The organism is Vibrio sp. SNU_ST1, from assembly GCF_030563405.1.
Lineage (GTDB): Bacteria > Pseudomonadota > Gammaproteobacteria > Enterobacterales > Vibrionaceae > Vibrio.
This window is the reverse complement of record NZ_CP130748.1, coordinates 1,686,989-1,706,214: the sequence shown is the minus strand read 5'-3', so window position 1 is coordinate 1,706,214 and position 19,226 is coordinate 1,686,989. Positions and strand designations below refer to the sequence as shown.

Sequence of the window (19,226 nt, the reverse complement as noted above, 5' to 3'; positions counted from 1 at the left end):
CTGTGCTAATTGCTTATCGAATAGGGTAACTAGCTGCTAGTGATGTTCGTTATTCACAGGTCAATGAAAACGACTGGTACTGATGATGCAGGCGTTATTTTTCAAAATGGATACCGACAATCTTATTGAGTTGAGTTAAGGAAATTTAGCTCAAGCGCACCAAGCACTAGAAAGTGTTGTCGCTTGAGTTTTTAAGAGCCGAGTTAGGTTCAAACACAAACAATTGAATAGTAAAAATTGATTGTGTTTTTTTGCAATTGGTTCATAGCCGTATTGAAGGAGAAATATATGAATCGGTACTTTACGCGTACCCCAACAGCACTTGCGGTCGCTTTAATTATATCGTCAGGAATGGTTCAGGCTAATGAAGATGAAACCGTAGTTGTTATTGGACAGCAGCTTGAAGACAGTTCAGTGGGGCCTGATTTTAGTTATGTTGGACTAAGCAGCAGAACGGCAACTAAAACAGATGTTGCGATAGGCGAGACACCGCGTGCAATCTCGATTGTGACTCGTGAGCAGATGGATGATAGAGCGTCGATCAGTATTGCTGATGCACTGCAGTACACACCAAGTATTCAAGCGAACTACTTTGGCGAAGATAATAAGCAAGATTGGTTTGTTATTCGTGGTTTTAAGCAAGCAAACAGTGGTTTGTATCAAGACGGTACGCGCCTGTATTCGTCGGGTTTCTATAGTTGGCAAATTGACCCGTTTGGTTTAGAACGTGTAGAGATTTTGCGTGGGCCTAGCTCTGCGCTATACGGTCAAACCCCTCCGGGCGGTGTGATTAACGTAGTAAGTAAACGCCCACAATTTGATGGTGGTTCAGGCCAGTTTGCTATTGAATACGGAACGGACGATCGTAAGCAAATTAGCTTAGACGTGAATTCTGAAGTTACTGACAAAATGGCATTTCGCCTGCAAGCACTTGGACGCAAAAATGGCAGCCGTGTCGATGGTGTAGAAGCTGAACGAGTTTTTATTGCCCCTTCTTTGGCTTACAAATTTACAGACGACACTAAAATTACGGTACTAACTAGTTACCAAAAGGATGACTCTGACCCATACCTACAATTCTTACCGATGGAAGGGACGCTAACGTCAAATCCAAACGGAAAAATCAGTGATAGCAGGGCATTGGGAAATACCGATTGGGAGACGTTTGAGCGTGAACAAATCTCGATAGGTTATGAATTTGAACATCACTTTAATGACCGTACTTACTTAATGCAAAACGTTCGTTATAGCCAGATGGACATAAACCTACGTCAAATGTATTACTCGCGGTATATTGGTGACACTGCTCTAGCACCTTACGACCCAACCCGTTCTTCTATTATCCGCCAAGCATCGACGGAAGAGGGGACATCCGATGCGTTTAATATCGATAATCGTTTGATCCATAAATTTACGACAGGTTCGGTAGAACACACTTTGTTGACTGGTATTGATTACCAGAGCATCGATATTGATAGTAAAGATTACGCGGCTGACCCAATTATTGGTGACGGAAATCGTCTTCTACCTGTACCTGGTGTAGGAAATATTCCTAGCCCGATCTTTAACGTGTTTAATCCGTCATACAGCACAAATGTAGCTTTGTTGAATCCAACAACGTTCGCACCGCTTGATGAATCAGATCGTCAAACCACTAAAACGAAAAACAACCAGCTAGGTCTGTATTTACAAGACCAAATGATGATTGCAGACAAGTGGGCGGTGCAGGTTGGTGTTCGTTACGACGATTCCCAAAACAAGACGCATAACACGACTACTGGCGCAAAAACTAAGGTCGACAGTGAAGAGTGGACTACTAACTTCGGTGTTGCTTACGTAATGGATAATGGCTTTACGCCTTATGCCAGCTACGCTCAGTCGTTTAACCCAATTATTCAGCTTGACCAAAATGGTAACCCTGCGAAGCCTGAACGCGGCGAGCAATACGAAGTGGGTTTGAAATATCAACCGCGTAGCTTTGACGGTTACTTCAACATTGCCGCATTTGAAGTGTCGAAAGAAAACTTAGCGCGTCAGGTTGCAGGAAAATTAACGCAAATTGGTGAAGTTCGTAACCGTGGTCTTGAATTAGAAGCACTTGCAAACGTGACTGAAGCATTAACTTTGATTGGTAACGTCTCATTCATCGATTCTGAAATAACTAAAGATGCGACAAGCAGCAATGTAGGCAATACGCCGTCACAAATTGCTGACCAATTGGCTTCTGCTTGGGCAAACTACCGTTTCCTAAATGGTCCATTAGATGGCTTAACGATTGGTGCGGGTGCTCGTTATGTTGGTGATTCTTACGCCGACAACACTGAGACGAACAAAGTACCTTCGTACACATTGTTTGACGCAACATTGAGCTATCGTATTGAAGATTATAAGTTCCAAGTTGCGGCGAAAAACTTAGCAGACAAAGAGTACGTTGCGACGTGTGATTACTATTGCTTCTACGGCGATCGCCGTAACGTCATTGCAAGTGTAACCTACGACTGGTAAGACTTACCAATAAGCACTCGGCTTGCGGGCAGGGTGCTTTTATTAAGTTCATTAATTCTCCCTTTATTAACAATGTTTAATCCTGTTAAATTTTCGTTTGAAAAAGTGCCTATATCGCTTTTAAATCAAACAACTCGCTGTTGATTAAAACGATCTCTACGATTTATTGCAGCAGTTGTTGAGCGCAAAGCCTATATTGACTAGAATGACGCACTTTTTTTATTTACGTACATACAGGTAATGAACATGAGCGATACTAATTCAAAACCAGCTTTACCAGATCATCTTGCAGGCAACCCACGCAGCCCACACCACGTGGCTGAGTGTTTCGAATACCCAATTGGCATTCGTCTAAATGGTAAAGAGCGTACTGATGTTGAAGAATACTGCATCAGCGAAGGTTGGGTTAAGATCCCTTCTCCAAAAGCGCTAGATCGTTTTGGCCAGCCAATGCTTATTACCCTAAAAGGCACTGTAGAAGCTTTTTACATCGAAGCATAATCACTTCGTGTAACTCGTTCATATCGAGTCACTAAGCGTTATTACCTAAAAGGGTCTAGAGCAATCTAGGCCCTTTTTGTTTGTATCACGATTAACAACGTAATCCTTTCAATAAGACAAAATTCTCCCTTATAGCTTTCAAAAAAACGCCGTTTTCATTATGCATTTGCAAGAATATTAAATAGTCACTGGTGTATTATGTTCGAACACGCACTTTTGTTTGAATATCACTCGATAAACCTTCGAATAAATAAATGCGTATAGTTGAAAATATGAAGCGCAGTCTAATTAAATGAAACTAAAGCGCTGTATTTAAGGTTATTTATTGTTAATGGCTATCTCTATCACAGAAATTAATCCTGAAGCACATACAATGCCCTGGCTTTCGAGTGAGCACTAAATCTTTTCGTTCGAGCATTTTTGATTCTATCGCCCAATATTTATGAGGTTCCTATGTTTGGAATATTCAAACCTATGGCGCATATCGATCGCTTATCATCAGATAAGATTGATAGCACCTACACACGTTTACGATGGCAGCTGTTTCTTGGCATCTTTGTTGGCTATGCGGGTTACTACTTAGTTCGCAAAAACTTCAGTTTGGCGATGCCTTATCTTATTGAACAGGGTTTCAGTCGCGGAGAGCTTGGTGTTGCCTTGGCTGCAGTGTCAATTGCTTACGGCTTATCTAAGTTTTTAATGGGAAGCGTGTCGGACCGCTCTAACCCACGTTATTTCCTCAGCGGCGGCTTGTTAATGTCGGCACTGGTGATGTTCTGCTTTGGTTTCATGCCATGGGCAACAGGCAGCATTACTGCAATGTTTATCCTGCTGTTCTTGAATGGTTGGTTTCAAGGTATGGGCTGGCCAGCTTGTGGGCGAACCATGGTGCACTGGTGGTCACGTAAAGAGCGTGGCGAGATAGTGTCGGTATGGAACGTTGCGCACAATGTTGGCGGCGGATTGATTGGACCAATGTTCTTATTGGGGCTTTGGGCTTTTAACGACGACTGGCGAACCGCTTTTTATGTTCCTGCATTTTTTGCCACTCTCGTTGCTATTTTCGTTTGGTTTACAGTAAGAGATACACCTCAATCTTGTGGTTTGCCTCCGATTGAAGAACACAAAGACGATTACCCAGACGACTATGATACGTCTCATGAGAAAGAAATGACGGCGAAAGAGATCTTCTTTAAGTACGTTTTCTCTAACAAGCTATTGTGGTCAATCGCAATTGCTAACGCGTTTGTTTACCTTATCCGTTATGGCGTACTCGATTGGGCTCCGGTTTACTTAAAAGAAGCAAAAGACTTCTCAGTAGACAAATCATCATGGGCTTACTTCTTGTATGAGTGGGCTGGTATTCCTGGCACGTTATTGTGTGGTTGGATTTCAGATAAGTTATTCAAAGGCCGACGCGCACCAGCAGGTATCTTGTTCATGGTGCTAGTGACAGTCGCTGTATTGGTATATTGGCTGAACCCAGCAGGTAACCCAACGGTTGATATGCTGGCACTGATTGCGATTGGTTTCCTTATCTATGGCCCAGTAATGCTAATCGGCTTGTATGCGCTTGAGCTTGCGCCTAAAAAAGCGGCGGGAACAGCAGCTGGCTTGACCGGTTTGTTTGGCTACCTAGGCGGTGCGGTTGCTGCCAACGCAGTACTTGGCTTTATGGTTGACCTTTACGGTTGGGATGGTGGCTTCATTATTTTGGTCGGCGCTTGTGTGGCTTCAATAATCTGTCTGCTTTACGCCTTCTTAGGTGAGCGTGCACACCATAAACAAAAAGATCTCGAAAGAGAGAAAGAAGCGTTAACTCAGTAGTGTGTTCACCAAACCGCATCGACCAATATACAACAGAGGCAGGTATATCCTGCTTCTGTTTTGTTTAAGCCCCCCATTCCCAAACCGTTCTGACCAAAATCTTACAACTCGAATCTCCATTTTGATATTCGCTTGGTTTACAGCAATAACCGGACTTGATAGGTTACTCATAATGCAGTCAGATGCTTAATTCATAAGTATTTATCGGCTTTACCTTATATTGAATTTGGAAAGATCATGGAAGAAAGAAGCAAAGCTTATCTTGATAGTTACCTCAACACATTGCCAGCAGACGTTGCCTCACAATACGCTTCTTTTAGTGCCGATTATTACTGCGCAGACGAATACAATGCCAACTTGTGCGCGCAGTTGATTCTGAAAGGTGAAAAACAGGCGTCCTGCGGCCTTGAACATTGGTATACGCACGAAGGCGAGACGAGACCGATAGTTGGTCACTTGCAAGTGGTCACCGATTGGGATGGCAAACCTATCTGTATTGTTGAAATCACGTCAGTCTCACAGTGCAAATACAATGAAGTGACTGCTGAGTTTGCTGCCGCAGAAGGTGAGGGTGACAAAACACTAGAATGGTGGCGAGAAGCACACTGGAATTTCTTCTCGCGTGAATGTGAAGAACTCCAGATAAACCCGAGTGAAGACATGATGCTGGTACTTGAGCGTTTCAAAGTGGTCTATCAATAATGAAGAAACTTTGAGAGTCGTGTTGAATCACAAGGCATGGCATGTTTACTAAAGCCGGACATTGAGCCACTATTATCTCTACCTAACGTCACTGCGACCCCACACTTGGGCTATGTTGAACAAAATAGCTACGAACTCTACTTCGATATCGCTTTCGATAACATTCTGTCCTATCAAAAAGATAGCTTGTAGAAGAGTTATGACCAATACAGGAGGCAGGATGAACAAGACGACAAAGCCAATCGAATTAACAGAAGTAGTCTTATTCGATTGGGGCAATACGCTCATGGTTGATTTCCCAGACGCACAAGGGAAAATGTGTGATTGGGAAATTGTCGAAGAAGTTGCAGGGGCGCGTGAAGTGCTGGCTGCGCTTTCGAAACAGCACAGACTCTATGTCGCAACCAATGCCGCTGACTCGACAGAACAAGACATTATCCAAGCGTTTGAACGAGCTGGTCTGTCTCAGTATCTCTCCGGTTACTTCTGTAAGGCGAGTCTTGGCGTATCCAAATACGATTCTGATTTTTATCCTGCGATCATTTCCAAACTCGGTGTTGCACCACAAGATATCACCATGGTAGGTGACACCTTAGACAAAGATATTTACCCAGCGCTTAAAGCAGGGTTACAAACGGTGTGGTTGAACAGGGAAGGAACTGAACTTAAGCCAGAATATTCGAATATCACACAAATTCAATGCTTGAGCGAACTATTGGAGAAGCGCTATGGATGATCATTCAGAGATCTGGCGAAAGTATTATCAAAAGGCGCTAAACAAAACTCACTTAAAGAGAACCGAGTTCGCGATTAAACTGAATGAGTCAGGCTTAAACGTTGCGATTGATTGTGGTTGTGGAACAGGCAGTGACATCGCCTTTTTGGAGCAGCAAGCTTATCAAGTCTATGGTTTCGATATTAATCCTGATTCCATTGCTATATGTCGAGACAGATTTGGTCGCAAGACTTTGGTCGATATATCTGAATGTGGATTTGAAAATTATGATTACCCGAAATCTGGCGTAGTGATTGCCAATTCGAGTCTGTTTTTTTCCGACCCCACCCGTTTTGATGAAATTTGGCAAAGGATTGAAAACAGCCTTGAAGTAGGCGGCGTGTTTGCTGGTGATTTCATGGGCGTGGATGACAGTTGGGCACATGGCTATCGAACCCCAACAACCCCATTAACGAAAGCCAAAGTCTTAAGTTTATTTAAGAGTTTTGAGGTAGTACGATTCAATGAACGGGACGAACAAGCACTCACCTCATTAGGTAGGATGAAACATTGGCACACTTACTCGGTCGTTGCGATTAAGCGTCGTTAAATGGTCAGTAACTAAAACTCGTTTGGATGCCTGTCCGTTTTGACGCAAGCCTCTCATCTCTTTGCTGTTTAATCTTCTAAGCTAATTTTAGTTTCCACTATGAGGGCTAGGTTATGAGTATCGAACGTCACGGAATATCGGTTGGAATTGAACGTGTTAGCGGTGCAACCATCGTTGTGTTTAAAGCGAAAGGCAAACTCACACACGATGACTATCAAGCAATGATGCCAATTTTAAATACCACGCTAGAAGAACTCGATTCATCTAAACTCAAGATGCTGGTCGACATCTCTACCTTAACGGGTTGGGAGTTGCGTGCTGCTTGGGATGATTTCAAACTGGGATTAGAGCTCCATTCGAAGATAGACAAAATCGCGATTTATGGTGACAAAAGTTGGCAAGAATTCGCTTCAAAAGTAGGAAGCTGGTTTGTGTCTGGCGAGATCAAGTCATTCGAAGACCATGACTCTGCACTTAAGTGGCTAGTCGATTAATTCTATGTACGGACAGCTCGAGAGCAATCCGTAAGCAACGCTAATGACAGTTGACGAGCATTGTCTCGAAAGCTGTCATTTTTCGTTTTGGATATGATATTTCCTAATCGATTCAATAGAGTATATTCATTCCAGCGTGTAACATACGCAGGCTTTGTTTGGTCGAGACTAGTAGTGCGGCCAGATTCAGTAATAACGAGAACTAAAACAGAAATAAGGTCTAACGACATGCATAAGGTAATTGATAAGCTGGCTTGGATATTCATCAAAGACGGCAAGCTGTTGATGGTGAGATCCAAAGGCAAAGAACTGTTCTACCTACCGGGTGGTAAGCGTGAAGCTGGCGAAAGTGATGAGCAAGCACTGGTTCGCGAAATCAAAGAAGAGATCTCAGTCGATTTAGTGCCTGATTCCATCAAATACGTCGAGACGTTTACAGGCCAAGCTGATGGCAAAGCGGAAGGCGTATCAGTGCAATTGACTTGTTATCTTGCTGACTATACAGGTGAATTGTCTCCAGATGCCGAAATCGAAGAGCTGAAGTTTGTTGATGGCAACGACAGATCAGTATGTTCATTGGCAGCACTGGTTGCGCTTGATTGGTTAGAAGCGAACCAGTATTTGGCTTAAGGTTTTAGCAGCTATTAGCTGTATTATTACATATTAGCTAATGCTGAAAATTGATCTTCAAAAGATCATCGCTTACGAATAGCTTGGAGGGCGGCTGTCTTTCATCAACAGATCGAGTTTCCTTTGAGCTTTCTTCGTGTCTTGTAAATCCACCACCTCAATCATTTCACACTCATCTCGTACCATCTCATTAATCAGGCTTGGATAGTGTCTGCAATCTTCTGGTCTGTCTAAGTAAATACGACATGTGTACTTGGCTTGAGCCTTGGTATCTTTCGTCGGAACCAGCTCCAGAAAAGGGCATCGAGTTAAACGTTCACCAGATTCAGGGTCAAACCAGATCTCGCTTCCTCGAACATATTCAAAGATGCCTGGGTTGAACAGCTCCCACAAATCGATCTCTTCTTGAGTCGCGGCAAGGTCACCATCTCCGTATTTGATACAGCATTTTCCGCATTGATTACAATCTTTCATTATCGACTTCATAAGTTGGTGAGCTTTTATCATTTTACCACTGATAGGCCTGGCACGTTGACTTTGTTGTTCATGGTTAAACTGTTTCGGACGGGAGCCTAAAATAGAAGTACTTAATATTACTTTAACTACCTAACACTACTCCAAACAAGGTTGTAAACAGTGATACAATTTGCGCCTAGCAAGTTATTAAAACAAAGGCATCAAAATGAGAACCGTATACACCACCGAAGGCAACATCAACGCAAAGAAACAGAAAGACGCTTACCCAAAGTTGGCGCTATGTGATAACTGCGTTCGAGACTATGTGGTGATTGCTCAAGGCGACCGTACCTACAAGCCTTGTGCTAAATGTGGTGCCGACGATTAATGCGCCTTGATAAATATCTATGTAAAAGCACTGACCTAACCAAGCCTGAAGCGATTGAACGCATCCATAATGGCGAGGTGAACGTAAACAATGGAGTAATTACCGATGAATCGGCTCAGGTTCATGAAAGCAACACCATTTTGTTGAATGGTACTCTGCTTAAGTTGCGTGAATTTCGGTACCTCCTAATGCACAAGCCAGCGGGTACTATCTGCTCCAATATCGACGAAGTTTATCCTTCACTGTTCAACTATATCGAGATAGACAAAGCGTCAGAACTGCACATAGCAGGGCGCTTAGATGCCGACACTACAGGCTTAGTCTTGATTACTGATGACGGGCGCTGGTCATTCAACATCACACTGCCAACCAAGTCATGTAAGAAGGTGTACAGCGTGACATTGTCACGAGACATTAAAGACGATGTCGCTGATAAGTTCAAAGCGGGCATTCCATTGCAAGGCGAGCAAAAACTGACGCGTCCGGCAGAGCTCGAAGTGATTAGCAGTAAAGAGGTGCTGTTGACCATTACAGAAGGTAAGTTCCATCAAGTTAAACGAATGTTTGCCGCGGTAGGTAATCGAGTTGTTGGCCTTCACCGTGAACAGATTGGTGATGTTCGTTTAGATGTTGAAGCAGGTCAGTGGCGTTATTTAACCAAAGCCGAAGTCGACTCATTTCAGCAGGGCTCAGAATAAACGTTTTAATCGTCAAGCGTGTCAGCACAAGAATATCAACACTATAAGGATGTAGGATGGAAAACCTCAAAGTCTCAGAAATTAAGCCTTTTGTACCCGCGAAAGACTTCGATTTATCTAAGCGTTTTTACCAGTCAATCGGCTTCGAAGTGATGTCTGAATTTCACGATATCGCGTATCTAAGACACGGCAGTTGTGCGTTCCTTCTGCAAAACTTTTACGAACCTGCGCACTGTCGCAATTACATGATGCACTTGCTGGTTGAAGACGTAAAAAGTTGGTATCAACACATCCAAAACTCTAATGTAGTGTCGGAATTTGAAGTTACCGTTTCCGAGGTTGTTGAACAGCCTTGGGGAATGCTTGAGTTTTGTATCACCGACCCAAGTGGTGTGTTGTGGCGTGTGGCCGAAAACATTAGGCCGCGCTAATTCACCCAACTTGCATTGATAGTATGTTTAGGCTCACGGTGATTTTCTTTACTATTTGCTAGAGTGACATTTCAATGAGCATGGAGGTTTTGTTATGGGAACTGTAATCGGTTTGGTGATTCTGGCTGCTATAGATTGGTATCTTTTTCGTAAAACAGGGCTTCATATTCATAAATGGATCTCTAAAAAGTATGCCGCGTATCTGTCGAAGAAGGGAAATAGAAAATAACCTTTCTTATTAAGTCATCGGTATAAAAAGCGTTATCTGCTATTCATTTACACACATTGCAAAGGTTGGAGGATTCATGAAAGGTAAAGGGAAGTGCCTATGTGGCTCGGTTGAGTTAGAAGTAGAGTACGCCAGTAATGAACTGGGTGCTTGTCATTGTAATATGTGTCGAAATTGGTCTGGCGGTCCGATGTTAGTCATTGATTGCGCTGATTCCGTTAAAATATCAGGTGAATCAAATGTAGTGAGGTATAAGTCGTCCGATTGGGCTGAGAGGGGGTTCTGCGGTAAATGTGGTACTCACTTGTTTTACTTTTTGGTGCCAAATAATCAGTATCACCTTCCTGTCGGTTTATTGATGTCTGGGGGTGACTACAAATTAACTCATCAGATATTTATCGATGAAAAGCCCGAATACTACGAATTTAAAAATGAAACACAAAATATGACTGGCGCAGAAGTATTTGCCCACTTTGAAAGTGGAGAGTAGCACTTAGTTTTTATTAGCTTAAGACTAATTCACAACGCTCGGCATTTTTAGCTTCGGTCGAGTTTTGTGCTTGCGGTGTAATGGTTATGGTGAGGTGGTAGCGTTACTCACGCTTAACCTCCCAGCATCAACCCCAATTTGAAGTGACTCGAAACTCGATTGTCTGAACTCAGAATAGCTGAATAGTTACTCTAATATACACTGAGTTTTCTAATGGCTCTTAGGGGGCGGAAATGACAGATATGGCAATATCAAGTTACCTAGGCTGGTTGTTACTTCTTATCGGTTATTATCCGTTCTTGCTTGTTGGTATCAGTATGTTTTTCTATGATGCAGAGCGTAAACAGGCATTAAGGTGGTTGAACGGCGTTAGTTTTCTATTGGCTGCATTCCTTCTTTACATGCATATGCAGACTGAAGTCATCTATGGTCGGGAACTGCTGGAAGCTTGGTATCGTGATAACCCAGAAGATAGGCCTCAATAGAAAGCAATTATTAAGTGCTTATTATCCATATCTGCATTTAAGAGTGATGCTAAACACTTGGCATTTCTCGTTCGAGTCACTTTAGTGTTTCGACACGATGGTTGAGGCGAGGTGAGCGCGATGTCAGTCACTTAAAGTGACTATAACTCTTCTAACCAATAGTACTTATCGGAGCAAACCATGCTCTCTTACAAGTATAGCTCACCATTCTGACATCATATACGTGCGGTTTTTGACTGGTTAAAAGAGTTACTTAATGTTGGTAATTACTTAGGTTACTATTTAGCTCAGTATTGATTTGATATACAAAATTTTTGGACGAAGGTTATGAGAAAAATAATATTAAACATTGTCTTACTATCGGTGTTTGTTGCGTCTTTATTTCTAACAATTTCATCAGCAATAGACATTTCAAAAGAAGTGACAGTAAAGCTCCATGAGTTTGATTGGAGTGGTGTCTCCGGTGTAATGGACATGGTCATGGTTATTTTAACTTTCGTCTTACTGGTTGGACTGAAACAAGGTTCGAAATCTATTGAGGAATCGACCCGAAGTCGTAACGCCGAATTGTTGAATTGGGCGATGGAAGAGATGTCAGCATTAAAACCTGCGATTAGGTTGGTGACAGACGCTCACAAAAGAGAGCCTTATAGTCAGGTAACTAGTGACGTTAGTGTGGATTATGTATCGACATGGAGCAAAGAAGAATTACAAGCCGCTCAAGCTGTAAGTGTTGCGTTGCAGAGAATGGGGTACTTTGCTACTCATGATTTGGTATCAAAAAAGCATTTTCTGAATCTTTGGGGACCGCTATATCTATCATGTTGGTATTCACTCGAAGGTTGGGTTAAACATAAGCGACTTCAACTTGATGAACCTTTTGATATCGCTGATGGCGCATACTCGAGACTGTACTTTGAAAAATACGCCATGTACTGTGAAGAAAAGTTGCCGCCTTTGTTATTGAATAATACAAGAAAGCAGTTTGGCTTAGATCCAATGGTTCAACCCAAAGCCCACATTAAGTTGGGCATAAAATTGAAAGCAAGGCTCACAGAAAAGGTTGATATCTAACTATTCATCTCACAAGAATGAGGTGTAAATAATGGCCAGTTAGCGCAATTAACACATGAACGTACAGAGTGTGCACAACTATTACTGGCTGCAAAAGCTGTAATAAAAGTGAGTAAGAGCAGTTGGGAAGAGTTTGAGTCAGAAAATGGTTCGATGGCTGTAGAAGTCGAGAAGATGAATCTTACACTTCCAATTAGTTATTCGTTTGAGGCTACTGAGTCAATTAGTGAATATATTGAAAATTACATATAGTTGAGTGCTTATTTCTAATTACCAACCCTCGTTACTTTTAGTTGAGTTTAGTCTTTTCCGACGTCTGAGCTTAAGTTAATCGGTAGCGTCATCTTTTAGTTAGATCGCATTGAACGACAAGCGCGCTTCACACCTTTATACAGCAAGAGGCTTATCAAACATGGAGAAGAGAGTGATCGTAAGGACTGCGACGAAAGAAGACTCAAGTGTCTTGTTAGAGTTTATTGAACAAAAAGCTGACTTTGACCGAAGTATGAGAGGTTTTAGCGGTGAAATCTCAACAACTGTAGAGAAAATCGAACGTACACTATTTGGTGATTATCCATTTGCCCATGCTTTAATCTTGGAATTGAATGATCAGCCTCTTGGCTTCGCGCTGTATCACTATCGATATTCATCTTTCTGTGGAGAGCCATCAATTTGGCTTGACGACCTATTAGTTAAAGGACAGCAAAGATCAAAAGGGTATGGCCGTGAACTGATGTCGGCTCTAAAGTCACAAGCGGAGTCCTCATCTGCTTCGCACATCTCATGGACGGCAAGTCCGCACAATAAGAAAGCGCATGATTTCTATAAAAGGTTGGGTGCAGAGGTTGAGCGAATGGATGGTCAGAGGCCTTATTTCCGTTGGGCAATGTCCGATTCGTAAATAAATCAAAAGGGAACTATGAAAATAACGACGCCGGCTATAAGACCCGATGGCAGCAAGTAAACGTACTCCCTTGGGATTGATCGATAGAGTTTCACGAGGTGATTCTCAACATTTAGTATTTAATTCGGTCTAGCGGGAGTGGTAAGTTTGAACGCAATCTCAGCATTGTTAGTCACTTAGCTGTACGTTTGTCACTTGGTAAGAATTAAGGAGTTTTAAGTGAGTCAGGAAGTAAGAGTAGGTGTCGCTGCGGTTATTCTCCGCGAAGGCCGAGTGTTACTTGGAGAGCGAGTTGGTTCTCACGGGGCTCATACTTGGGCAACGCCGGGCGGGCACCTTGAATGGGGTGAGAGCATTGAAGAGTGTGCTAAGCGCGAAACATTCGAAGAGACTGGCTTAGTTGTTAGTGCATTTGAGAAGCTGACTTTTACCAATGATATTTTTGAGAAAGAGAACAAGCACTATATAACGCTGTTTGTTGTTGCTTCTGACGTGAGCGGAGATCCACAGGTGACTGAGCCTGACAAATGTAAGCAATGGAAATGGTTTAAGCTAGATGAGTTACCTGAGCCATTGTTTCTTCCTCTGACGAATCTGTTGAGCGATCCGGTCGTCCTTGGGAAGCTGGCTTAGTAAAACAGATTCTCCTCATATCTCTAATTGAATGACTAAAGGATCAATGATGACATTACGAGTAGTTCCTGAGCTTTATTGTTTCGATATTAATGTGAGCAAATCCTTCTTTGTCGACGTGTTAGGGTTTGAAGTGAAATACGAGCGCCAAGATGAAGAGTTTGCTTATCTAACGCTTGATGGTGTTGATGTGATGCTTGAAGGGATTGCGGGAAAAAGTCGAAAATGGCTTTCAGGTGACCTAGAGTTTCCGTTAGGGCGTGGTATTAACTTCCAATGGGGTGTTATCGACATCGAACCTCTATATCAGAGAGTTAACGAAAGCGCCGCTGATTCTATTTACTTAGCTTTAGAGTCAAAATCTTATCAATGTGGAGAGTCCATCGCGATTCAGAAGCAGTTCATCGTCCAAACCCCAGACGGTTATCTCTTTAGGTTCTGCCAAGATATTCGTTAACACATAAATATTATTGGTCATTTATTTATTGCGAGATAAGCTGCTAATTCTGGGATAGGGTGTCAACGACATTTAAACTCGATATCGAGCCCTTGGATTACGCTTCTGCCCAATATAAAAACAATCCTTGGAGTATTTAGAAATGTTGTTTTCTAGTCTGTCTAAACCATCGGTTCATGGCTCCGAGTTATGTTCTGAGCTGCTCAATTTCTTAATCGAGCATAGGAGTGATTTTGAAGAAAAGTTAATCCCAGACTTGTCATACATCGATGATATGGCACATGTGGTGAACGGCATTAAAATCAAAGACGTTCTACACATCAATGAGAATCAATACCGACTTCAATATTCGTTTGATTGGGAGCTGTTTCTAGGCTGTTCGGATAGGAACGAAACCGGTGTAGAGAATGGAAGTGTTCTATTCACGCTTGAGGACGATGACGTTCTTAATATCAACTTCCCAAACTACGGTTCTCGAGATACTAGCGATGAGCTCTAGTCGGTTTTTGTGCGTGTTATATAGAGGGAAGAATAATGATAACTATCGAAAGGCTTGAAGATTCTCATGTTGCGTTGGTTAAGGCCATCCAATTAGCCGATGAACAGGTCAAGTTCGCTGGCACAGCAGCAGAGTTTTTATTAGACGGCAGTGAAACTACGCACTTGCATGTGATTAAGTTTGATAACGAAGTTGTTGGTTTCTTTAAGCTGGATATCGCTTACGCGGAGCACTATGAATTTTGCCCTGAAGGAAGCATTGGGTTAAGAGCTTTTGTGCTTGATAAAGACCAGCAAGGTAAAGGTTTAGGAACTGGCACGGTCAAAGCTTTGTTTCCATATTTAAAAGTGAATTACTCAGCGTATGAGTCGATTTACTTAACTGTGAATTGCAAAAATCCCATAGCATTCAACTGTTATCAGAAAGGCGGCTTCGAAGATACCAATGAACAGTATCTAGGTGGCGCAGCAGGCCCGCAATTTATCCTGCGCGGTCGAATTGCGAATTGACATGAAATAAGTTTCCACGCAACTAAAACCCCAACAAGGTATGTTATGAAACAGAATATTGTCCACATTGCACTCGTGGTAAAAGACTACGATGAAGCGCTTGATTTCTATGTAAACAAGCTTAAGTTTGATCTCATCGAAGACACGTATCTACCAGAAGAAGATAAACGCTGGGTTGTTGTTGCTCCACCAAATTCAACTGGTGTGAGCCTGTTACTTGCTAGAGCTTCCAAGCCAGAGCAACTTGATTTCATCGGTAACCAAGCTGGTGGACGCGTATTCCTATTCTTAAACACCGATGATTTCTGGCGTGATTACGAGCGTATGACGTCTTTAGGCATAAACTTCATCCGAGAGCCTAAAGAGCAAGCCTACGGTACCGTTGCTGTGTTTGAAGATCTTTACGGAAACTTGTGGGATCTGCTTCAGTTAAACCCTGAACACCCTATGGCTAACAGGTAGATAAGCTTTATCTTTAAAGCTTAAATCGTGCGTAACTCAATGAATATATTTAGATTTAACTCAACATATAGCATATTCGCCATGTGTTGATTTTGTGCTTTGGTGTGAGGTTATAGATATTATGTATGGAAGTGAGACAACAAAAGCGTTTTGCTGCAACTGTAAGGAACTAACACTGCACAAGTACACGATGTTCAGTAGCCAAGTGAAAAAAGCGGCACAAGCTGAGGATAAAGAACCGAGCTTACTCAAACGAATTTTATCGGGTCTTCTCGCTTTGGGAGTAACAGGCTCGGGCGCAACAGGTGATTACAAATGTACTCAATGTGAAACCAATTTACGTACGCCAGACAACCTAGACTGAGTTTAGTTTGGACAAATAAAAACGGGAAGACCTCAATGATCTTCCCGTTAGGTATTACTTAACTCATCGTACTATTGGCAGTTTGAGTGAGAAGCCTTATGCACAACACTTCTTGTATTTCTTACCGCTACCGCAAGAACATGGATCGTTACGGTTAGGTGTTTTTTCGAACGTCATTGTTTTTGGCTTGTTTAGCAACGTGTCGAACTCAAGCGTGTTTTCTTCTTTAGTTGCATCAACAGATACAGTCACGAAGATTGAATGTTCAGCAGCAATTGCTTCAACTTCAGTTTTGCGAGCGTCAGTTTGAACCGTTACGTTGACTGGTGACTCTTCAGTACCCACTTTAACATCGCGGTTTACGTTGTAGCCTGCAAGAACGTGATTTTGTCTTGTTTCAATACGGCCTTTGAAAAATAGTTTCGACATTGGGTACTCATTAAAATTTTGGATGACGCTATTCCAATGCTGGATAGCGTTATAGAGCGGGGGATTATACTGATATATTGCAATTGATAAAGCGGTTATGTGAGTAAAGCTTGTTTGGTTTCTACTGCAGTATGATTGAGAGTATCGGCACTTATTGGATTTTAACAGACGTTAGGGAATAGAGATGACACCAAAAGACGTGGTATTAGGTTTTTGGGATGCAATGCGCAGTAATGATTTTGCCAAGGCGAGCGAATGGCTATCGGAAGATTTTGAAGGCTATTGGCCGCAGTCCTCTGAATTGACGGTAGGGCGCGACAACTTCACAGCAATTAACTCTGAATATCCAGCTAATGGTGTTTGGGAGTTCACGCTCAATTCAATTGTCTGTGAAGGTGATACGGTAGTAACGGACGTTTCGGTTACAGACAGTGTATTGAAAGACCGAGTGATCACCTTTCACACGGTTGTTGATGGTCTAATTCAAAAGCAAACTGAGTTTTGGCCAGACCCATTCGAAGCGCCGGCGTGGCGATCACAGTGGATTCAGGTTGTATCGAACAATTAGTTTGTGTCGATACGATCAGTTTGTATCGAACAAATAGGTCGTCTTGAATAATCAGGTTGCATCGAATAAGTAAGTACTAGGGGGTTTCATTGAACAAGGTAGTGATTGTAACAGGCGGAAGCCGAGGTATTGGCGCAGCGACGTCTAAATTGTTGGCCAGTAAAGGCTATGCCGTATGTGTTAACTTCATACACAATGAGTCGCGAGCTGAAGATCTAGTGAACGAGATTCGTGAACAAGGCGGAACCGCGATAAGCGTGCGTGCGGATGTGTCTGTTGAATCGGACGTGAAATCCTTATTTGAGATTGCTCGTAACAAGCTGGGTCCAGTGACTCACTTGGTCAATAATGCCGGGATCTTGTTTACCCAGTCACCATTAGTTGACATCGAATTGGATCGCTTTGAAAAGGTAATGAAATCCAACGTATCAAGCTGCTTTCTGTGTAGCAAAGCTTTTATCAAACAAGCTGATGGCGCGGGTTCGATTGTGAATGTATCGTCTGCCGCTTCACGCACAGGCGCACCGTTTGAGTATGTGGATTACGCAGCGTCTAAAGGCGCGATGGATTCATTGACCAAAGGACTATCACTTGAGCTTGCTTCACGTAATATCCGAGTGAATGGTGTAAGGCCAGGTTGTATCTACACTGAGATGCATGCCGATGGCGGCGAGCCAGATAGAGTCGATAGATTAGCGTCGCAACTGCCGCTACAACGAGGTGGCACGCCAGAAGAAGTCGCTAACTCTATCGCATGGTTATTATCAGACGAAGCTTCGTATGTAACCGGCTCGTTTATTGATATTGCGGGCGGTCGATAGGATACGTTAGCCTTTACTATGATAGAGCTGTTAAAACCTTAAACACGCAACAAAAGTACCTAACTAAAAGAACGAAACTAAGAGTACAAATATGAAAAACTATTTTGAAAGTCCGTTTATTGGTAAGTCACTCAAAGAACAAGTGACCAACCCAAACATCATCGTGGGCGAGCACAGCTATTATTCGGGTTACTACCATAACCATAGTTTTGATGACTGTGCGCGTTATTTATTACCGGATAGAACCGACATCGATAAGCTGATCATCGGTAGCTACTGCTCGATTGGTTCAGGTGCAGTCTTCATGATGGCGGGCAATCAAGGACATCAAAATCAGTGGGTGAGCACTTTCCCGTTTTTCTACCAAGACGACGAGAAGTTTGAAGGTGCGATCGACGGTTTTGAACGCTCTGGCGATACTGTGATCGGTAACGATGTGTGGATTGGCACCGAGGCCATGATCATGAGTGGTGTGAAAGTGGGTGACGGGGCGATTATCGCAAGTCGAGCGGTTGTGACTAAAGACGTTGCACCATACTCGATTGTTGGTTCAAACCCTGCGCGTCACATCCGCTATCGTTTCAATGAAACTGAAATTGCTCAGTTGTTAGAAATGAAATGGTGGGAGTGGAGCGAAGAACAGATCAAGGGCGCCATGACCTTAATGTGCTCTTCAGATATTGATGGGCTTTATCATTATTGGAAAGCGCTCAAGTAATCGCTGCCCCCGATATAGCCACGCGTGACAATGTAGCCCCACATGGTGTTTATACAAGAATGCTCACACAAGCGAAAACTTACTGAATTGAATCTACATACGACAAGATATCTAACGCGTCTTGCTTTGTGATAACACCTTGCCATGCAGGCATGCCTTGTTCCACATCGCCCTCTAAAATGTCATCCGCCAAAGAGCTTGGGCTGGTAAAAAAGCCGCCTAGTTTATTAGCGATGTTGGCAGGTTTGTGTGGTAACGAAGCGGCAGTGGGGCCATCGCCGTGTCCTTTGTCCCCATGGCACACCAGACAAAGCTGCTTGTATTTGGCTTTGCCATTGGCGAATTGGCTCGCATCGACTTCAGTGGCCGCACTCGCATTAAACGTCATCATTGAAGCTACTAAACCTAAGAAAGCTAACACGTGTAAATGGTTCATGGTTTTCATTGTATTGTTCTCAATTATTATCTAACAATGAAAGAATAAGCAGGCGTGAGTAGAAGAAACGTGAATGGGTAAAGCGGGATTAAGCTAAGTTTATACCAATCGTAGTAAATAACTGGTCATCCTAGCTGGTTAAAACGCTCGATAACTGCGTTATAATTTTTTATTGTAGAATAACTACTTAT

General features: G+C 42.7%; 27 protein-coding genes and 2 pseudogenes. 26 read left to right on the top strand and 3 right to left on the bottom strand.

Going from position 1 to position 19,226, the window contains the following annotated elements:
* The first annotated feature begins 288 nt into the window (after positions 1 to 288).
* The 9 genes and pseudogenes from Q5H80_RS07410 to Q5H80_RS07370 all read left to right on the top strand — a co-directional run bounded on the left by Q5H80_RS07410 (position 289) and on the right by Q5H80_RS07370 (position 7,984).
* Positions 289 to 2,505, top strand: coding sequence for a TonB-dependent siderophore receptor (locus tag Q5H80_RS07410; protein WP_304563997.1), 2,217 nt, complete (start codon positions 289 to 291; stop codon positions 2,503 to 2,505).
* Between the two features lie 246 nt (positions 2,506 to 2,751).
* On the top strand, positions 2,752 to 3,006 hold the full coding sequence (locus tag Q5H80_RS07405) for a DUF3297 family protein (protein WP_304563996.1): 255 nt from the start codon (positions 2,752 to 2,754) through the stop codon (positions 3,004 to 3,006).
* Positions 3,007 to 3,459: 453 nt separating this feature from the next.
* The gene (gene glpT, locus Q5H80_RS07400; RefSeq protein ID WP_304563995.1) at positions 3,460 to 4,833 is read left to right on the top strand and encodes a glycerol-3-phosphate transporter; all 1,374 of its coding nucleotides are present in this window, start codon (positions 3,460 to 3,462) and stop codon (positions 4,831 to 4,833) included.
* Between the two features lie 237 nt (positions 4,834 to 5,070).
* A complete protein-coding gene (locus Q5H80_RS07395) occupies positions 5,071 to 5,535 on the top strand; it encodes an ASCH domain-containing protein (RefSeq protein ID WP_304563994.1) in 465 nt (154 codons plus the stop codon).
* A 57-nt stretch (positions 5,536 to 5,592) separates the two neighbouring features.
* Positions 5,593 to 5,727, top strand: a pseudogene (locus Q5H80_RS07390) (D-2-hydroxyacid dehydrogenase family protein); the annotation flags it as partial.
* 28 nt (positions 5,728 to 5,755) lie between these two features.
* Entirely contained in the window at positions 5,756 to 6,271 is a 516-nt protein-coding gene (locus Q5H80_RS07385; RefSeq protein ID WP_304563993.1) for an HAD family hydrolase, read from the top strand.
* Positions 6,264 to 6,860 carry a class I SAM-dependent methyltransferase gene (locus Q5H80_RS07380; RefSeq protein ID WP_304563992.1) on the top strand — a complete coding sequence of 199 codons (597 nt, stop codon included), beginning with the start codon at positions 6,264 to 6,266 and terminating at the stop codon, positions 6,858 to 6,860. The genes Q5H80_RS07385 and Q5H80_RS07380 overlap by 8 nt, the downstream gene beginning before the upstream one ends.
* A gap of 113 nt (positions 6,861 to 6,973) precedes the next feature.
* Positions 6,974 to 7,354, top strand: a complete 381-nt coding sequence (locus Q5H80_RS07375; protein ID WP_304563991.1) for an STAS/SEC14 domain-containing protein — start codon at positions 6,974 to 6,976, stop codon at positions 7,352 to 7,354.
* A 228-nt stretch (positions 7,355 to 7,582) separates the two neighbouring features.
* A complete protein-coding gene (locus Q5H80_RS07370; protein ID WP_304563990.1) occupies positions 7,583 to 7,984 on the top strand; it encodes an NUDIX domain-containing protein in 402 nt (133 codons plus the stop codon).
* A gap of 72 nt (positions 7,985 to 8,056) precedes the next feature.
* Here the strand turns inward: Q5H80_RS07370 and Q5H80_RS07365 are convergent, their stop codons facing one another.
* Complete coding sequence (locus Q5H80_RS07365) at positions 8,057 to 8,458, bottom strand: YkgJ family cysteine cluster protein (protein WP_304563989.1); 402 nt, start codon at positions 8,456 to 8,458, stop codon at positions 8,057 to 8,059.
* 208 nt (positions 8,459 to 8,666) lie between these two features.
* Between Q5H80_RS07365 and Q5H80_RS07360 the strand changes: the two genes are divergently transcribed.
* The 14 genes and pseudogenes from Q5H80_RS07360 (at position 8,667) to Q5H80_RS07300 (ending at position 16,063) form a co-directional block, all read left to right on the top strand.
* Positions 8,667 to 8,828, top strand: coding sequence for a hypothetical protein (locus Q5H80_RS07360; protein WP_304563988.1), 162 nt, complete (start codon positions 8,667 to 8,669; stop codon positions 8,826 to 8,828).
* The gene (locus Q5H80_RS07355) at positions 8,828 to 9,526 is read left to right on the top strand and encodes a pseudouridine synthase (protein ID WP_369809690.1); all 699 of its coding nucleotides are present in this window, start codon (positions 8,828 to 8,830) and stop codon (positions 9,524 to 9,526) included. The genes Q5H80_RS07360 and Q5H80_RS07355 overlap by 1 nt, the downstream gene beginning before the upstream one ends.
* Before the next feature lie 56 nt (positions 9,527 to 9,582).
* On the top strand, positions 9,583 to 9,957 hold the full coding sequence (locus tag Q5H80_RS07350) for a VOC family protein (RefSeq protein ID WP_304563986.1): 375 nt from the start codon (positions 9,583 to 9,585) through the stop codon (positions 9,955 to 9,957).
* A 305-nt stretch (positions 9,958 to 10,262) separates the two neighbouring features.
* A complete protein-coding gene (locus Q5H80_RS07345; protein ID WP_304563985.1) occupies positions 10,263 to 10,676 on the top strand; it encodes a GFA family protein in 414 nt (137 codons plus the stop codon).
* 233 nt (positions 10,677 to 10,909) lie between these two features.
* The gene (locus Q5H80_RS07340) at positions 10,910 to 11,161 is read left to right on the top strand and encodes a hypothetical protein (RefSeq protein WP_304563984.1); all 252 of its coding nucleotides are present in this window, start codon (positions 10,910 to 10,912) and stop codon (positions 11,159 to 11,161) included.
* Between the two features lie 327 nt (positions 11,162 to 11,488).
* Complete coding sequence (locus tag Q5H80_RS07335; protein ID WP_304563983.1) at positions 11,489 to 12,235, top strand: hypothetical protein; 747 nt, start codon at positions 11,489 to 11,491, stop codon at positions 12,233 to 12,235.
* Between the two features lie 66 nt (positions 12,236 to 12,301).
* Positions 12,302 to 12,487: pseudogene (locus Q5H80_RS21140) on the top strand (NAD(P)-dependent oxidoreductase); the annotation flags it as partial.
* Positions 12,488 to 12,647: 160 nt separating this feature from the next.
* Positions 12,648 to 13,136: a GNAT family N-acetyltransferase gene (locus tag Q5H80_RS07330; RefSeq protein ID WP_304563982.1), complete on the top strand. Its 489-nt coding sequence runs from the start codon at positions 12,648 to 12,650 to the stop codon at positions 13,134 to 13,136.
* A 222-nt stretch (positions 13,137 to 13,358) separates the two neighbouring features.
* A complete protein-coding gene (locus Q5H80_RS07325; RefSeq protein ID WP_304563981.1) occupies positions 13,359 to 13,772 on the top strand; it encodes an NUDIX hydrolase in 414 nt (137 codons plus the stop codon).
* Between the two features lie 49 nt (positions 13,773 to 13,821).
* Positions 13,822 to 14,229, top strand: coding sequence for a VOC family protein (locus Q5H80_RS07320; protein WP_304569393.1), 408 nt, complete (start codon positions 13,822 to 13,824; stop codon positions 14,227 to 14,229).
* A gap of 142 nt (positions 14,230 to 14,371) precedes the next feature.
* The gene (locus Q5H80_RS07315) at positions 14,372 to 14,728 is read left to right on the top strand and encodes a hypothetical protein (protein ID WP_304563980.1); all 357 of its coding nucleotides are present in this window, start codon (positions 14,372 to 14,374) and stop codon (positions 14,726 to 14,728) included.
* A 35-nt stretch (positions 14,729 to 14,763) separates the two neighbouring features.
* Complete coding sequence (locus Q5H80_RS07310; protein WP_304563979.1) at positions 14,764 to 15,237, top strand: GNAT family N-acetyltransferase; 474 nt, start codon at positions 14,764 to 14,766, stop codon at positions 15,235 to 15,237.
* Positions 15,238 to 15,282: 45 nt separating this feature from the next.
* A complete protein-coding gene (locus Q5H80_RS07305; protein ID WP_304563978.1) occupies positions 15,283 to 15,699 on the top strand; it encodes a VOC family protein in 417 nt (138 codons plus the stop codon).
* 121 nt (positions 15,700 to 15,820) lie between these two features.
* Complete coding sequence (locus Q5H80_RS07300) at positions 15,821 to 16,063, top strand: hypothetical protein (protein ID WP_304563977.1); 243 nt, start codon at positions 15,821 to 15,823, stop codon at positions 16,061 to 16,063.
* A 96-nt stretch (positions 16,064 to 16,159) separates the two neighbouring features.
* On the opposite strand, the gene Q5H80_RS07295 is transcribed toward Q5H80_RS07300, so the two are convergent.
* On the bottom strand, positions 16,160 to 16,492 hold the full coding sequence (locus Q5H80_RS07295) for a PBPRA1643 family SWIM/SEC-C metal-binding motif protein (RefSeq protein ID WP_304563976.1): 333 nt from the start codon (positions 16,490 to 16,492) through the stop codon (positions 16,160 to 16,162).
* Between the two features lie 184 nt (positions 16,493 to 16,676).
* Between Q5H80_RS07295 and Q5H80_RS07290 the strand changes: the two genes are divergently transcribed.
* The 3 genes from Q5H80_RS07290 to catB all read left to right on the top strand — a co-directional run bounded on the left by Q5H80_RS07290 (position 16,677) and on the right by catB (position 18,599).
* Complete coding sequence (locus Q5H80_RS07290) at positions 16,677 to 17,060, top strand: nuclear transport factor 2 family protein (protein WP_304563975.1); 384 nt, start codon at positions 16,677 to 16,679, stop codon at positions 17,058 to 17,060.
* Between the two features lie 89 nt (positions 17,061 to 17,149).
* On the top strand, positions 17,150 to 17,881 hold the full coding sequence (locus Q5H80_RS07285) for a glucose 1-dehydrogenase (protein ID WP_009846813.1): 732 nt from the start codon (positions 17,150 to 17,152) through the stop codon (positions 17,879 to 17,881).
* Positions 17,882 to 17,972: 91 nt separating this feature from the next.
* On the top strand, positions 17,973 to 18,599 hold the full coding sequence (gene catB / locus Q5H80_RS07280; RefSeq protein ID WP_304563974.1) for a type B chloramphenicol O-acetyltransferase: 627 nt from the start codon (positions 17,973 to 17,975) through the stop codon (positions 18,597 to 18,599).
* A gap of 79 nt (positions 18,600 to 18,678) precedes the next feature.
* Here catB and Q5H80_RS07275 read toward each other — a convergent pair whose 3' ends face one another.
* Positions 18,679 to 19,044, bottom strand: coding sequence for a cytochrome c (locus tag Q5H80_RS07275; protein ID WP_304563973.1), 366 nt, complete (start codon positions 19,042 to 19,044; stop codon positions 18,679 to 18,681).
* Positions 19,045 to 19,226: the final 182 nt, after the last annotated feature.